General features: G+C 70.9%; 14 protein-coding genes. 5 read left to right on the top strand and 9 right to left on the bottom strand.

Annotated elements, in window-relative coordinates:
- Window positions 1-47: 47 nt before the first annotated feature.
- From Pme01_RS28765 to Pme01_RS28745, 5 genes are all read right to left on the bottom strand, one after another.
- Window positions 48-527 (bottom strand): low affinity iron permease family protein, encoded by a 480-nt coding sequence (locus tag Pme01_RS28765; RefSeq protein WP_168113844.1) that lies wholly within the window; start codon window positions 525-527, stop codon window positions 48-50.
- 80 nt (window positions 528-607) lie between these two features.
- Window positions 608-1,651, bottom strand: a complete 1,044-nt coding sequence (locus Pme01_RS28760; RefSeq protein WP_168113845.1) for an ABC transporter ATP-binding protein — start codon at window positions 1,649-1,651, stop codon at window positions 608-610.
- On the bottom strand, window positions 1,648-2,430 hold the full coding sequence (locus Pme01_RS28755) for an ABC transporter permease (protein ID WP_239088522.1): 783 nt from the start codon (window positions 2,428-2,430) through the stop codon (window positions 1,648-1,650). The genes Pme01_RS28760 and Pme01_RS28755 overlap by 4 nt, the downstream gene beginning before the upstream one ends.
- A gap of 56 nt (window positions 2,431-2,486) precedes the next feature.
- Window positions 2,487-3,251: a molybdate ABC transporter substrate-binding protein gene (modA, locus tag Pme01_RS28750; protein ID WP_168113847.1), complete on the bottom strand. Its 765-nt coding sequence runs from the start codon at window positions 3,249-3,251 to the stop codon at window positions 2,487-2,489.
- Window positions 3,248-3,628 carry a TOBE domain-containing protein gene (locus Pme01_RS28745; protein WP_168113848.1) on the bottom strand — a complete coding sequence of 127 codons (381 nt, stop codon included), beginning with the start codon at window positions 3,626-3,628 and terminating at the stop codon, window positions 3,248-3,250. The genes modA and Pme01_RS28745 overlap by 4 nt, the downstream gene beginning before the upstream one ends.
- A 100-nt stretch (window positions 3,629-3,728) precedes the next feature.
- Here Pme01_RS28745 and Pme01_RS28740 point away from each other — a divergent pair, with 100 nt between their 5' ends.
- Together Pme01_RS28740 and Pme01_RS28735 are read left to right on the top strand one after the other, a co-directional pair.
- Complete coding sequence (locus Pme01_RS28740; RefSeq protein ID WP_168113849.1) at window positions 3,729-4,718, top strand: sodium:calcium antiporter; 990 nt, start codon at window positions 3,729-3,731, stop codon at window positions 4,716-4,718.
- Window positions 4,719-4,743: 25 nt separating this feature from the next.
- Window positions 4,744-5,454, top strand: a complete 711-nt coding sequence (locus Pme01_RS28735) for a DUF427 domain-containing protein (protein ID WP_168113850.1) — start codon at window positions 4,744-4,746, stop codon at window positions 5,452-5,454.
- A 76-nt stretch (window positions 5,455-5,530) separates the two neighbouring features.
- Here Pme01_RS28735 and Pme01_RS28730 read toward each other — a convergent pair whose 3' ends face one another.
- The 4 genes from Pme01_RS28730 to Pme01_RS28715 are packed head-to-tail and all read right to left on the bottom strand — an operon-like array spanning window position 5,531 to window position 10,443.
- The gene (locus tag Pme01_RS28730) at window positions 5,531-7,306 is read right to left on the bottom strand and encodes a hypothetical protein (protein WP_168113851.1); all 1,776 of its coding nucleotides are present in this window, start codon (window positions 7,304-7,306) and stop codon (window positions 5,531-5,533) included.
- Window positions 7,299-8,504, bottom strand: a complete 1,206-nt coding sequence (locus tag Pme01_RS28725) for an ABC transporter permease (protein ID WP_168113852.1) — start codon at window positions 8,502-8,504, stop codon at window positions 7,299-7,301. The genes Pme01_RS28730 and Pme01_RS28725 overlap by 8 nt, the downstream gene beginning before the upstream one ends.
- Window positions 8,501-9,274: an ABC transporter ATP-binding protein gene (locus tag Pme01_RS28720; protein WP_168113853.1), complete on the bottom strand. Its 774-nt coding sequence runs from the start codon at window positions 9,272-9,274 to the stop codon at window positions 8,501-8,503. The genes Pme01_RS28725 and Pme01_RS28720 overlap by 4 nt, the downstream gene beginning before the upstream one ends.
- Window positions 9,271-10,443, bottom strand: a complete 1,173-nt coding sequence (locus tag Pme01_RS28715; RefSeq protein WP_168113854.1) for an efflux RND transporter periplasmic adaptor subunit — start codon at window positions 10,441-10,443, stop codon at window positions 9,271-9,273. The genes Pme01_RS28720 and Pme01_RS28715 overlap by 4 nt, the downstream gene beginning before the upstream one ends.
- 96 nt (window positions 10,444-10,539) lie before the next feature.
- On the opposite strand from Pme01_RS28715, the gene Pme01_RS28710 reads away from it, so the two are divergent.
- The 3 genes from Pme01_RS28710 to Pme01_RS28700 all read left to right on the top strand — a co-directional run.
- The gene (locus Pme01_RS28710) at window positions 10,540-10,767 is read left to right on the top strand and encodes a type II toxin-antitoxin system antitoxin (protein WP_168113855.1); all 228 of its coding nucleotides are present in this window, start codon (window positions 10,540-10,542) and stop codon (window positions 10,765-10,767) included.
- A 184-nt stretch (window positions 10,768-10,951) separates the two neighbouring features.
- Window positions 10,952-13,081 (top strand): S8 family serine peptidase, encoded by a 2,130-nt coding sequence (locus Pme01_RS28705; protein ID WP_203935943.1) that lies wholly within the window; start codon window positions 10,952-10,954, stop codon window positions 13,079-13,081.
- 325 nt (window positions 13,082-13,406) lie between these two features.
- Window positions 13,407-14,737: S8 family peptidase (locus tag Pme01_RS28700; protein ID WP_203935942.1), on the top strand; the 1,331-nt coding region annotated here is incomplete at its 3' end.

The raw sequence follows: 14,737 nt of genomic DNA, 5'->3' as shown, positions 1-14,737 counted from the left end.
ACCCCGGCTACCCACCTGCGCCGGCAACACTCACCCGGAGAGGACCGCTACCCGCTCTTGTGTGCGACCTCGTCGACACTCTTGCGGACCAGTTCCTGCTCGCTGTCGATCTCGCGCTCCGGCGCGTTCTCCAGCCCGGCCAGCCGGGTCAGCAGGTACTCGTGATCCTCGAGGCCCTGCTGTTTCGCCATGACGGCCAGGACGCTGGCGATCGCGTCGACCTTGGTCTGCAGGGCGCGGCTGTCGCGGTTCTGGCTGGACTGGATCACGAAGACCATCAGGAAGGTCACGATCGACGAGACGGTGGAGACCGGTAGCTGATACGAGGCGCTGGCGTAGCCTCCCGGCACGAACAGCCCGCCGACGAGCCAGACCACGACGAGCGCGGCCGCAACCATGATCATCGGAAACGACCCGGCGGTGGCCGTCGCCCGCGATATCGCCCTGGTGATCCGGGTGCCGCGGTCCCGCGGCTCGGCGTGCCCGACCCGAGGGTCATCGCGGGTTGGATCATCCCTGGCGGGCATCGGGCACACCTCCGGATCGTGGTCAAGATTCGGTCGCACCTACCCGCCACTACGCCCGTCAACCGGTCGCCGGCCATCCGTCAACCGGCCGCGGGATAGGCACGGGTCTCGGCCGCCTTCACGGCCGCCCAGAGGTGCCGGCCGAGGGCGAGATCGAGGTCCGCCGCGGCCGCCGGGGTGATGTCGGCGGCGGTGTCCACCGGCCCGGTCAGATGGACCCGGATGTGGTCGCCGTGGCGCTCCACCCCGTCGACCGTGGCCGGCCAGGTGTTGCGCGGACTGCCGGCCGGCCGTTCGGGGTGCAGCGCCACGGCGGCGGGCGGGAACGCCACGAACGCCTCCCCGTGGACCAGGTCCGTCGTGGTCAACGCCCACCCGCCGGGCACCGTCACGACGTGCCCGGTCCCGTGACCCCGGTACAGGTTGAGGCCCACCAGCCGGGCGACGTAGTCGGTGCGCGGCTGGCGGGTGACGGTGGCCGCGTCACCGCTCTGCACCACCCGGCCGTGCTCGATGATCACGATGCGGTCGGCCAGGATCATCGCGTCGACCGGGTCGTGGGTGACCAGGATCGTGACGCCCGGATGCTCGGCGAGGTGACGGCGCAGGTGCGCGCGGGTGTCGAGGCGGGTACGCGCGTCGAGCGCGGCGAGCGGCTCGTCCAGCAGCAGCAGGACCGGCTCGACGGCGAGCGCCCGGGCCAGGGCGACCCGCTGGGCCTGCCCGCCGGAGAGCTGTCGGGGCCTGGCCCGGGCCTGGTCGGCCAGCCCCATCCGATCGAGCCAACCGGTGGCGTGGCGGCGCGCCTCGGCCCGACCCACCCCGTGGCAGCGCGGTCCGAACGCGACGTTGTCGAGCGCGCTGAGGTGCGGGAAGAGCAGGTAGTCCTGGAAGACCACGCCGACGGGCCGCCGGTGCGGCGGTACGGTGTCCAGCGGCGTCCCGTCCAGCCGGATGTGGCCGCCCGCCAGCGGATGCAGCCCGGCGAGCGCGCGCAGCGCCGTCGTCTTGCCCGCGCCGTTGGGGCCGAGCAGTGCGACCACCTCACCCGGCGCCGCGTTCAGCGCGACGTCAAGCCGGAACGTGCCCGCGGATGCGACGAGGTGGGCGTCGAGGAGCGTCACGGCGTGCTCATCCAGCGTTCCCGCAGGCCGGCGAGGATCGCGACCGAGACCGCGAGCAGCAGCAGGCTCAGGACGATCGCCGCCGCCGGGTCCGACTCCAGCGCGAGGTAGACGGCGAGCGGCATGGTCTGGGTGCGCCCCGGGAAGTTGCCGGCGAACGTGATCGTCGCGCCGAACTCGCCGAGCGCCCGCGCCCAGCACAGCACCGCTCCGGCGGCCACGCCGGGCGCGACCAGCGGCAGGGTGACCCGGCGGAACGCCATCCACGGGGTGGCGCCCAGCGTCGCCGCGGCCTCCTCGTACCGCGCGTTCGCAGCGCGTAGCGCGCCCTCGACGCTGATCACCAGGAACGGCATGGCCACGAACGTCTCGGCGAGCACGACGGCGGTCGTGGTGAACGGCACGGTGATGCCGAACGCGCTCTCCAGCCACCCGCCGAGCAGGCCACGCCGGCCGAACACGAGCAGCAGCGCCACCCCGCCGACCACCGGCGGCAGCACCAGGGGCAGCGTGACCAGGGCCCGGACCAGCCGCCGGCCGGGAAACGCGCGGCGGGCCAGCAGCCACGCCAGCGGTACGCCGAGGACGACGGAGACCACCGTCGCGGCGGTGGCGGTGCCCAGCGACAGCCGCAGCGCCTCGACGACACCGGGCGCGGCCAGCCGTGCCGGAAGGTCCGACCAGGGGGTACGGGCCAGCAGGCCGACCAGCGGCAGTACCAGGAACGCAAGGCCTACGGCGGCCGGTACGGCCAGCGCCAGCGGCGTGCGGCCGGTCACGGTCGCTGGGACACGCTGTCGGCCGGTCGCGGCCGCCGGGACAGGCTGCCGACTCGTCACGGGCGCTGGAATCCGGCGCCGGCCAGGACCGCCGCCGCGGGCTGCGATCGGACGTACGCCACGAACGCCGTGGCACCCGTCGGGTTGGACCCCTTGGTCAGGGCGACGATCGGGTAGTCGTTGACCGCCTTGGCCGACTCGGGGAACTCCACCCCGTCCACGTCAGCGGCGGCGGCGCGCGCGTCCGTGCGGTACACCAGCGCCGCGTCGACCTCGCCGAGGCGGACCTTGGACAGCGCGGCCTTGACGTCCTGCTCCAGGGTGACCGGCGTGAGCTTGACGGCCGCCGCGTCGAGGGCCTTCGTGGTGGCCGCGCCGCACGGCACGGCCCGGGCGCACAGCGCCACCTTGACGTCCGGCCCCGTCAGGTCGGCCAGGCCGGTGATCCGCTTCGGGTTGCCCTTGGCCACCGCGATCACGAGTTGGTTGCGGGCGAAGGTGTACGGCTCACCGGCGGCGAGGCCGGCATCGGTGACCTGCTTCATGTTCGCCGGGCTGGCGGAGGCGAACACGTCCGCCGGCGCTCCGGCGGTGATCTGCTGGGCGAGCGTCGAACTGCCGCCGAAGGAGAACGTCACATGTGTCCCCGGGTTGGCCCGCTCGAAGTCCTTGCCGAGCTGAGTGAACGACTCGGTGAGGGAGGCGGCGGCCAGCACGGTGACCGTGCCGCCGGGGGCGGCCGAGGAGGGCCGGCTCTGGCCGCCGCAGCCGGACGCGACCAGGACCAGCGCGAGAGCGCCCAGGACCGTCGATCTCTTCACGGCACCTCCACGACGACGGTGGTGGACTTGACGACCGCGACCGCCACCTGACCGACCTCGAGCCCGAGCTCGTCGGCGGCCTCCCGGCTCATCAGGGACACCACCCGGAACGGCCCGGCCTGAAGCTCCACCTGGGCCATGACCGTGTCGCGGGTGACCGCCGTGACGATCCCCCGCAGCCGGTTGCGGGCGGACGACCGCACCCCGCCGTGGTCGCCGCCGGACCGCACGTACGCGGCGAGGTCGGCGCCGTCGACCACCCGGTGGCCGTGCTCGTCCCGGGTCGCGGTCAGCCGTCCGCCGTCGATCAGCCGCCGCACCGTGTCCGCGCTGACCCCGAGCAGCTGGGCCGCCTCCCCGATCCGGAACGCTGTCACGCCGCTCACTGTATGCCTCGCAGTTGCCCCAATGGAACGGCTAGTCGGCTAGCAGATGAGAGCTGCCGGCCGTGCTGGATAGGCTGGCGGGGGAGCACTAGTGACCCATCTGATCCTGCTGCTGGCGTCCGCGGTCGCCATATACCTGGCCTGCGAGTGGTTCGTCAACGCCGTCGAATGGCTCGGCCTGCGCCTCCACGTGGGCCCGCTCGCGGTCGGCACCGTACTCGCCGCCCTCGGTACGGCGCTGCCGGAGAGCGCCGTCACCGGGGTCGCCGCGATCCTCGGAACCACCCCGCAGGAGAAGGAGATCGCGGTCGGTGCCGCCATGGGCGGCCCGCTCGCGCTGGCCTGCATCGCGTACGCCGTCGCGGGGCTGGCGCTGCTGTCCCGGCGCCGCCGCCCACGGCCGGAGGAGTACGGCGACGTGGACAAGCTGCGCCGCGATCAGCTGTGGTTCATGGTGATCTTCGTCGTCAAGGTGGGGCTCGGGCTGGTGGCGTTCGCCATCAAGCCGTGGTTCGGGGTGCTCTTCTTCCTCGCGTACGGGGTGTACTTCTGGCGGGAGATCCGGGCCGAGAACGTCCCCGGCGTGCTCGGCGAGGCGCTCGAACCGCTGCGGGTCCAGCGCCACCGGGAGCACCCGACCACCTGGGCCATCGTCGCGCAGACCACCGTCACCCTGGTTGTGGTCTTCATCGCGTCGCAGGTCTTCGTGCGCCAGCTCGAGGCGGTCGGGCCGATGCTCGGACTGCCGGCGACGGTCACCGCGCTGCTGCTGTCGCCGGTCGCCACGGAGTTGCCGGAGACGCTCAACGCGCTGATCTGGACCCGCCAGGGCAAGACCCGACTGGCCCTGGCCAACATCAGCGGCGCCATGATGGTCCAGGCGACCGTCCCGAGCGGCATCGGCCTGCTGTTCACCCCGTGGCGGTTCGACCTGCCGCTGCTGCTGTCGGGCGTGGCGACCATGGCGACCATCGGGTACCTGTTCACCACGCTGCGGTTCGGGATCACCGGGGCGCGGCTGGCCGCGGCGGGACTGTTCTACCTGGCGTTCGCCGCGGTCCTCGTACCGATGCTGATCTGAGCCGATGGGTTGTAGCGTGGCCGGTATGGGCGAGACCGGACAGGGGCTGGACAAGCGGGGTCGGGTCGAGCGCGGGCGCAAGCGGGTCCGCGCCTACCTGGCCGGCGAGCTGGTCGCCGACACGACACGGCCGCTGCTGGTGTGGGAGAACCCCTACTACCCCGCGTACTACATCCCGGTGGAGGATGTGCGGGCGTCACTGGTCGGGGACGGTGACGTCCTCGACGTGGTGGTGGAGCGGGCGAAGGCGGCCGGCGCCGCGCGCCGCTACCCGGACTCACCGCACCCGGAGCTGCGCGAGGCGGTACGCCTGGACTTCGCCGCGATGGACGAGTGGCTGGAGGAGGACGAGCCGATCTACGTCCACCCGCGCGACCCGTACTCCCGGATCGACACCCTGGCGAGCAGCCGGCACGTCCGGGTCGAGATCGACGGTGTGACCGTCGCGGAGTCCCGCTCGCCGCGGATCCTGTTCGAGACCGGCCTGCCGCCGCGGTACTACCTGCCCCTGTCGGACGTGCGGCTCGACCTGCTGCGCCCGTCGGAGACCCGCACCCACTGCCCGTACAAGGGGACCGCCGGGTACTGGTCGGTCGAGGTCAACGGCCGGCTGCACGAGGACCTGGTGTGGATCTACCGGACGCCGCTGCCGGAGAGCCAGAAGATCGCCGGCCTGGCCTGCTTCTACAACGAGAAGGTGGACCTCTTCGTCGACGGCGAACACGAGGCCTCATAACGGATCTTGGACACCTGTGCCGTTCATGACCGGCACAGGTGTCCAAGACCGCGTCAGGTGAGGACGTACCGCGTCGTCACTTGCCCTTGGTGACCTTGGTGGCGTTGACGACGCCGTCGCCGGTCGCCGCGCCCTCGACGTTGACCTGCGCGCCTGGGCTCAGGTCCGCGAGCCCGCCGTTCGAGGTGACCTGTACCGCGGTGGCGCCGCTGGTCCGGACCGTCACGATCTTCCCATCGGGGGTCTGCACGTACACGGTGTTGCCGTCGACGAACTTGACGGTGCCGGCGGTCAGGGTCGAGGCGGGGACCACGCCGCCCGGGTCCCGCAGCCCGGTGGACTTCGTGGTGTCGGTGGCGGTGCGGCCGAAATGCTTCTGTACCAGCGCACCGGCCAGGAACCCGACGACCGCCAGGGCCAGGGCGGCCAGTACGACGGTCGCGCGCGTGACCGCGGGCTGGGGCGGCCGGGTCGCCGGCAGTTCCCCGCTGAGGGAGTCCGCGAACGGATCGCTCGGTCGCGGTACCTCCTCGGTGAAGGCGGCGATGTCGCGCCCGGGCGCCTCCTCCACCGTGGGGACCTCGTCGACGACCTCTTCGACCGGGTCGGTGCTGGGCGCCTCCTCGGTCCCCCAAGCCCCGGTGGTCCGGTGCACGGTCCCGTTGGCCCGGTGCGCCTCGACGGGTCTGGTGACCGCGTTCAGCCTGATCGTCTGCTGGGTCTGGGCGTTGTCGAAGCTCTCCTGGTCGAGGTGGACCCGTCGCGCCTTCGCGGGCTCCGCCACCGGTTCGGTCGACTCGATCTCGTCCGGCTCGTCGATCTCGTCCGCCTCGTCGGTGTCCTCCGCGCGGCCTTCGTGGTCTTGGGGGTCTTCGTGGTCCGAGTAGCCGTCGTCGTAGCCGTCGTCGTAGTCGTAGGCGTCGTCGTCCTCGTCGTCCTCGTCCTCCTCGTCGTAGGTCTGGTCGAGGTCGTCGACGTCGTCGGTGTCGTCGGTGTCGTCGGAATCGGCCTCGTCGAGGTCGTACACGTCGTCGAGGTCGTCGTCGATGTCGGCCCGGTCGACCGTCTCGTCCCGTTCGGCCGTCCTGCCCGCGGTGTGGGACCTGCCGTTCTTCTCCGGCCCGCCCGGCTTGTCGACCTCGTTGACCTTGCCGATCGCGTCGGCCCGGTGGGGAGCGTCGTCCCGGCCGGCGACGGCGGCGCGGCACGCCCGGTCGGTCCGCTCGCTCGCGTCGGTCCGGTCGCGGGCGTCGGTCCGGTCGCGGGCGTCGGCCCGGTCGCGGGCGTCGGCCCGCTCGCGCGCTTCGGCCCGCTCGCGCGCTTCGGCCCGCTCGCGCGCTTCGGCCCGGTCCGCCGCCGCGCCACCACGGTCCGGATGACTGAGCCGGCTGGCCCGTTGGATCCGCTGGATCCGCTGGATCCGGTCGGCGCGGCCGGTGCGTTCGCTCCTGCCGTTCCGGCTGGCTCTGCCGTTCCGGCCGGTCCGTTCGGTCTGCTCGGCTCGTTCGGTCTGCTCGGCTCGTTCGGTCTGCTCGGCTCGCTCGGTCTGCGCGGCTCGCTCGGTCTGCGCGGGCCGGTCGGCCCGCCCGGCCTGGTCCGCGTCGCCGTTTCGCTCCGCCTCCTCGGCGTGGCCGTTCCGATTGGCACGGTCGATCCGGTCGGCCTTGTCGGACCGTTCGATCTTGCCGCCTCTTTCGAGGTCGGCGGACCGATCGATTTTGCTGATCTTTCCGGCTTTGTCGACCTTGTTGGTGCTTCTGGTGGCCCGCACGGGACGGTCGTCGGTCGGCTGAAGCTTGGCGGTATCGGATTCGGCGTGTCGCCGGCGTACGTCCATTGTGTCCTCACTCATAGCGAAGTGCATCGATTGGTCGCAGCCCCGCCGCGCGGCTGGCGGGGTAGCTGCCGAAGAAGAGTCCGATCGCGACGGACACGCCGAGGGCGAGCGCGATCGAGCCGGGCGCGATCTGCGGGTCGACCCCGAGGATCGTGAACTGGCTGCCCACGATGGCCGCGACCACCCCGAGCAGGCCACCGATCAGGCTGAGGACGGTAGCCTCGGTCAGGAACTGGGTGAGCAGGGTGCGCTTCGGCGCGCCGAGCGCCTTGCGGATGCCGATCTCCCTGGTCCGCTCGGTGACCGTCACCATCATGATGTTGGTGATGCCGACGCCGCCCACGAGCAGACTGAGGGCCGCCACCGCAGCCAGCAGAACGGTGAAGGTCCTCGCGGTGTCGTCACGTGCCGCCAGCAGTTGCGACTGGCTGAGGACGCGGAACGGCTGGTTGCCGGTACCGGGGAGGTGCAGCTTGTCCTTGAGGACCGACTGCGCCTGTGACTGGGCCGCGGTGACCCGGTCGCCGGAGACCGCCTTTACCAGGATCTGGTTGAGCGGACCGAAGCCGGTGACCGCCTCCTGCACGGCGGTGATCGGCGCGATCGCGACGTCGTTCGGGTCCCCGAATCCGGTACCGCCCTTCTGGGACAGCAGCCCCACCACCGTGAAGACGGTGCCGCCCACGGTGACCTGCTTTCCGACCGGGTCCACGCCGCGGAAGAGCTTGGTGGCGGGGGTGGCACCGAGCACCACCACCCGGCGCCGGTCCGTGACGTCGTCGGCGGTGAAGGACGAGCCGCGGGCGATCGAGTCGTTGGTCGCCGACAGGTAGGCCGGGGTGGTACCGATGAACTGCGCCACGCTGTGGTCGGTGCCCTCGTGGTTGACGGTCTGCGCGCTGGTCACCACCGGCGCCACGCTCTTGACGTCGGGGGCCGCGTCGCGGTTGTTCAACGCGTCGACGAGATCGATCGTCAAGGAAGTGTTCTGGATGGCCGGGCCACCGGCGCGGGTGTCGGCGGCGATGGTGAGCGTGTCGCTGCCCAGCTGCTCGATGCTCTGCTGGATCGCCTTCGCCGAGCCGTTGCCCACCGCGGTCAGCAGGATCACCGCCGCCACGCCGATCAGGATGCCGAGGACGGTCAATCCGGACCGGAGCTTGTTCGCCACGACCGCGCGGAGCGCGAGCCTGATCGCCTCGATGGTGGTCACGCGGACACCGCCTCGGTGTCCCGCAGGGTGACCGGCCGGTGCCGCCCGTAGTAGCGCTCCTCACGAGGGAGCGGCTTGATCGCGTCGTCGCTGACCACCCTCCCGTCGACCAACTCGACGAGCCGCTTGGCGTGCTGCGCGACCCGCTGGTCGTGGGTGATCAGCACGATGGTGCGGCCGAGCTGGTTCAGCCGGTCCAGTACCTCGAGCACGTCGCCGCTCGCCCGGGTGTCCAGGTTGCCGGTCGGCTCGTCGGCCAGCACCAGCGCCGGGGCGGTGACCAGGGCGCGCGCGACCGCGACCCGCTGCTGCTGGCCTCCGGAGAGCTGGCTCGGCTCGCAGTCCGCGCGGTCGGCCAGGCCGACCGAGACGAGCGCCCGGCGGGCTCGGCGCCGCCGGTCCGCGGCCTTCATCCCCGCGTACGCCAGCGGAAGCTCCACATTCGACAGAATGCTGGTACGCGCTATGAGGCTGAACGTCTGGAAGACGAAGCCGATCCGCCGGTTGCGGACCCGGGCGAGCTGGCGGTCGTCGAGGGTGCTGACGTCGACGCCGTCCAGCAGGTAGCGCCCCGACGTCTGGACATCGAGGCAGCCGAGGATGTTCATCAGGGTCGTCTTGCCGGATCCGGAGGCACCCATGATCGCCAGGTACTCCCCGCGCTGGACGCTCAGGCTCACACCGGACAGCGCACGCACCATGGTCTCGCCGTTGCCGTACGTCTTCACCAGGTCGTGGGCCTCGATCACGGGGTACTCGGGCGCGCTCATCCGTCACCTCGCGTCCGGTCGCGGTTCAGGGCGACCTGTTCACCCAGGGCGAGGCCCGTTCTGATCTCGACGAACTGGTCGCCCCGCAGGCCGGTCTCGACGTCACGGGTCTCGCGTTTGCCGTCGGGTCTGATCACCTCGGCGGTGTGCCGCTGCCCGTTGTCGCGGACACCGGCGAGCGGTACCCGGATCGCGCTGTCGACCTGTGCCACGGTCACCGCGACGGTGACGGTCTGGCCGATCCGGGCGCCGTCGGGTAACCATCCGAGGCTGATCGTGACGGCGTACGAGTTGACGTTGTTCTGGCTGGTGGCGGCGGGTGCGACCGAGGTGACCCGCCCTGCCGCACGTGCGTGCGACAGGGCGGCCCAGGTGACCGTCGCGAGTTGGTTGGTCCTGAGTCTGACGGCGTCGACCTCCGGGACCGACGCCGAGATCTGGAGCTTGTCGACGTCGGCGATCTGGATGAAGGCCCCGCCGCCCTGTGCGGCGGGGCCTGCGGTCGGTCCGCTTGCCGTGGTCGTACCGTTCGCCCAACTGCCGACCGTTCCGTTGACCGCGATGACCGTGCCGTCCATCGGTGCGTTCAGCGCCGTACCGGCGAGTGCGCGCTGGGCCGCGTTCACGCCGTTCTGCGCGCTCGTCACCTGTGTCTCGGCCAAGCCGATCGTGGTGGCGTCGGAGGTCGACGCCCGGACCCGGCGCAGGCTCTGCTGGGCGGCCACGAGGGTGGCCTGCGCCGCACTGAGCTGGACCTGGGCCTGGGTGGGGTCGACTCTGGCGAGTACCTGGTCCTTTTTGACCACATCGCCGAGCTTCACGTTGAGTTCGGTCACCGTGCCGGGAGAGGCGAAGCTGACGTTCGCCATCGAACCGCTCTGCACCGTGCCGCCGGCCGAGATGCTGGCGGTGACCGGGCCCCGACTCACCGGTCCGGTACCGCCGGAGTCCGTCATCGCGGCGTCCGCGATGGCGACCGTGCGGTACGCCAGCAGGAGCCCGATCAGCAGCAGCGCGATCAGGATCGTGTTGACGAGGAGGGCCGGCCGGCTTATCCGCCGTGCGTCCGGTCGGCGCCGGAACGGGCGTCGCGACAGCAGGGGAGGGCGGCGCGGTAGCGGCGGCGGGATCCGTCGCAGGATCAGCGGTAAGCGTCGCAGGAAGGACATGGCGGCAGTGCTGCCCGGAGACGCCCGAATTGAGACCCCGGCTTTCCTCATAACTTCCTGGGAGTTAAATAGATATCAAGTTGCTAGCATGTCGTGGTGACCGACCGGAAGAAGATCCTGCTGCGGTTGGACCCGGCGGTTCACGACGAGTTGGTCCGCTGGGCCGCCGAGGAACTGCGCAGCGTCAACGCTCAGATCGAGTTCCTGGTACGCCAGAGCCTGTCGCAGGCCGGTCGTCTACCCGGGAACGTCGGCCGTATGCGTCGCCGCGGTCGGCCGTCGCGCCCGGCGCCCGAGCCGGAGGAAGACGCTCCCTGCGGCTGACTACTTGTCACCTATTTCCGTTTTCAGACGATGCCTAATGGCTGTCAGTAGTGTCCAAGTTACTGACAGATAAATACGTGAACAATGCCGACCATTAGCAGCGACGGGGATCGGCATTCGCACCGCCTGATTCCTCGCGGGCGCGTCCGCGTCCGCTGTGGACGCGTTCTCGCGAGGAGAATTGATGACAAGTCAATATCTGATCCGCCGCTCGTTGGCGGCGGGGGTGACCTTCGCCGTCGCCACGGCGGCTCTCGGCGTCGTCGCCGGTGGTACGGCGCTCGCCGGCCCCCGCGACCCGGGCCACCGGCACGGCAGTGTCCGTAACACCGGTGACGCCGGCGTCGTCAAGGACAGCTACATCGTGGTGCTCAAGGACAAGGCCGTGAGCTCGAACGCGGTACAGGACACCGCTTCGTCGCTGAGCCGGGTCCACGGCGGCGTGGTCAAGCAGACGTACTCGGGCGCCCTGAAGGGTTACCTCGCGCAGATGAGCGCGGCACAGGCCAAGCGGGTTGCCGCGCAGCCCGAGGTGGCCTACGTCGAGCAGAACCGTGTGGTGAAGGCGGACGCCGTCGCGCCGCAGCCCAGCCCGCCGTCGTGGGGCCTGGACCGGATCGACCAGACGTTCCTGCCGCTCGACGACTCGTACACCGCGCCGAACACGGCCAGCAACGTACACGTGTACGTCATCGACAGCGGCATCAACATCAACCATGAGGAGTTCGCGGGTGGCCGCGCCACCTACGGCCAGAACTTCGCCCCGCACAACGACAAGGAAACCTACGACCCCGGCTACGGCGCCGACCCCATCACCGCGGGCGATGCCAGTGACTGCGGCGGCCACGGTACGCACGTCGCGGGCACGGTCGGTGGCAAGACGTACGGGGTGGCCAAGGACGTCCAGCTGGTCGCCGTGCGGGTCCTCAACTGCATCGGCACCGGCACCGAGGCTCAGATCATCGCCGGCATCGACTGGGTGAAGACGAACGCGATCCACCCGGCGGTAGCCAACATGAGCCTCGGCAGCTTCACCTCCACCGCCGTCAACGACGCGGTCCAGGCGGCCACCGACGCCGGCGTCACCTTCGTGGTCTCGGCCGGCAACAACGGCTTCGACGCCTGCCGGAAGTCCCCGGCCAGCGCGCCGTCGGCCATCACGGTCGGCGCCACCTTCTTCGACGACAGCCGCGTCTGGTACTCCAACTTCGGTAAGTGCGTCGACGTCTTCGCCCCCGGTGAGGACATCACCTCCGCCTGGATCGGCGACACCAACACGGAGACCAACACGATCGGCGGTACGTCGATGGCGAGCCCGCACGTCGCCGGTGCCGCCGCTCTGCTACTGGGGGCGACCCCGGGCCTGACCCCGGCGCAGGTACAGAACGCCATCGTCGGCGGCGCGGTCACCGGAGCGGTGAGCAACACCGCCCTCGGCTCACCGAACAAGCTGCTCCAGGTGGGTGCCGCGGCCGCCGCGCCGGGCACCGTGCTGCGCCTGCGGGCCAGCGCCAACAACCAGGTCGTGGTCGCCGAGAGCGGCGGGAGCCTGCCGTTGATCGCCAACCGTACGGTGCCGGGGGCCTGGGAGGAGTTCGAGGTCGTCCCGTCCGGTGACCCCGACAACTCGGTAGGCCTGCGCTCGCGCGCCAATGGCCGCTTCGTGACCGCGGAGAGCGGCGGCAACGCGCCGCTGGTCGCCCGGGGTACCGCGCTCGGCCTGTGGGAGAAGTTCATCCTCACCGACACCGACGGTGTGATCACGCTGAAGGCGGTCGTCAACGATAAGTACGTCACCGCGGAGAGCGCCGGCGGCCGGCCTCTGGTCGCCAACCGCACCGCGGCGGGTCCGTGGGAGCAGTTCACCGTGGCAGCCCCGTCGACCGTGGTCGCCATGTACTCGTACGCTCACGCGGCGCCCGGCTCCGTCGGCGACGTCTGGACCAGCGGCGGCTCATGGGTGAGCGCCGACGGCGCCGGCGGCCGGCCGCTGATCGCGAACCGTGACGAGCCCTACGAGTGGGAGACGTTCGACCTCGTCGACCTGGGTAACGGGAACGTCGCCCTGCGGTCGTGGGCCAACGGTCGCTACGTCACGGCCGAGAACGCCGGGGCCCGGCCGCTGATCGCCAACCGCACCGCGGTCGGCCAGTGGGAGACCTTCCAGCTCGTCACGAACGCCGACGGCAGCAGCTCTCTGAAGGCCAACGCCAACGGCAAGTTTGTCACCGCGGACAGCGGCGGCGGTGCGCCGCTGGTCGCCAACCGCACCGCGGTCGGCCAGTGGGAGATGTTCGACGTGATCGGCTGGTAGTCCATCTCATTCCGGCGCCCGTCGAGCGGTTCGGACCGCTCGGCGGGCGCCGGGGCGATGGCGATCACTGTCCACATTATTGGGATCAGAGTGGTTTCTCACCTTATCGAGTCCACCCGTAGTGGTCTGCAAGTGACCGTACGGGTGATGACCCGCGTAGTGACGACTGTGGATTATCTTCCCGGGACCCGCGTGCCTGATTTCTTTCCCGCGCGCGGGTGCTGACGCGTCCGGTGTGGACGCGAGGGCTTTCTGGGGAGAAGACCGCATGACAAAACGTCATCTGCTCCGCCGCTCGCTAGCGGCGGGGGTGACCTTCGCCGTTGTGACAACGGCATTCGGCGTCGCCACCGGTGGCGGCGCATCCGCCGATCCCGGGCCGCGCAAGTTCCGTGGGCTCAGCCGCGGCGCCGAGGTGGTGAAGGACAGCTACATCGTCGTCCTCAAGGACAAGAGCGCCAACGCCGTCACCGTGCAGGACACCGCCTCGTCGCTGACGCGACTGCACGGCGGCGTGGTGACGCGCACGTACTCGGCGGCGCTGAAGGGTTACGCCGCGAAGATGAGCGCCGCGCAGGCCAAGCAGGTCGCCGCGCGGCCCGAGGTGGCCTACGTCGAGCCCAACCGCAAGGTCAAGGCCTCCGACATCCCGTCGTCGTGGGGGCAGGACCGGATCGACCAGTCGTACCTGCCGCTCGACAGCAACTACGCTGCGCCGAACGCGGGGGCCGGCGTCAACGTCTACGTCATCGACACCGGCATCCGGATCACGCACAGCGAGTTCGCTCCCAACCGGGCCAGCTACGGTCGCAACTTCGCCCCCGGCCTCGACCCGTCGGCCCCGATCGACCCGAACAACGCCGGCGACTGCGTCAGCGAGGAGCAGCCCGGGCACGGGACCCACGTGGCCGCCACGGTCGGTGGCAACACGTACGGGGTGGCCAAGGGTGCCAAGCTGATCGCCGTCCGGGTCCTGGACTGCTCCGGCAGCGCCGACGACGCCACCGTGATCGACGGCATCAACTGGGTGACCGCGAACCACCCGGCCGGTGTGCCGGCGGTGGCCAACATGAGCCTGGGCGGCGCCGGCGTGAGCAGCGCACTCAACGACGCGGTGACCAACTCCATCAACTCCGGCGTGACGTACGCGCTCGCCGCCGGCAACGATGGCTGGGACGCCTGCGCCAACTCGCCGGGGAGCACCCCGGCGGCGATCACCGTCGGCGCCACCGACCAGACCGACAGCCGCCCCTGGTGGTCCAACTTCGGCCGGTGCGTGGACGTCTTCGCGCCGGGCGCGCAGATCGCCTCTGCGTTGGGCGGTTCCGACTCGGCCACGGGCGCTCTGAGTGGTACGTCGATGGCGTCCCCGCACGTCGCCGGCGCCGCCGCCCAGCTGCTGGCCGCCAATCCGGCGCTGACCCCGCAGCAGGTACGCGACAAGATCGTCGGTGGCGCGGTCAGCGGCGCGGTGAGCAACGCCGGCCTGCACTCGCCGAACAAGCTGCTCCAGGTGGGTACCGCCGCCGCCAACCCCGGCACGGTGCTGCGCCTGCGGGCCAAGGCCAACAACCTCGTCGTGACCGCCGACGGCGGCGGCACCAAGTCGCTGATCGCCAACCGGACCGTGACCGGGGCCTGGGAAGAGTTCGACGT

Origin of the sequence: Planosporangium mesophilum (assembly GCF_016863255.1) — a bacterium.
Taxonomy (GTDB): domain Bacteria; phylum Actinomycetota; class Actinomycetes; order Mycobacteriales; family Micromonosporaceae; genus Planosporangium; species Planosporangium mesophilum.
This window is presented reverse-complemented; position numbering and strand designations above follow the sequence as displayed.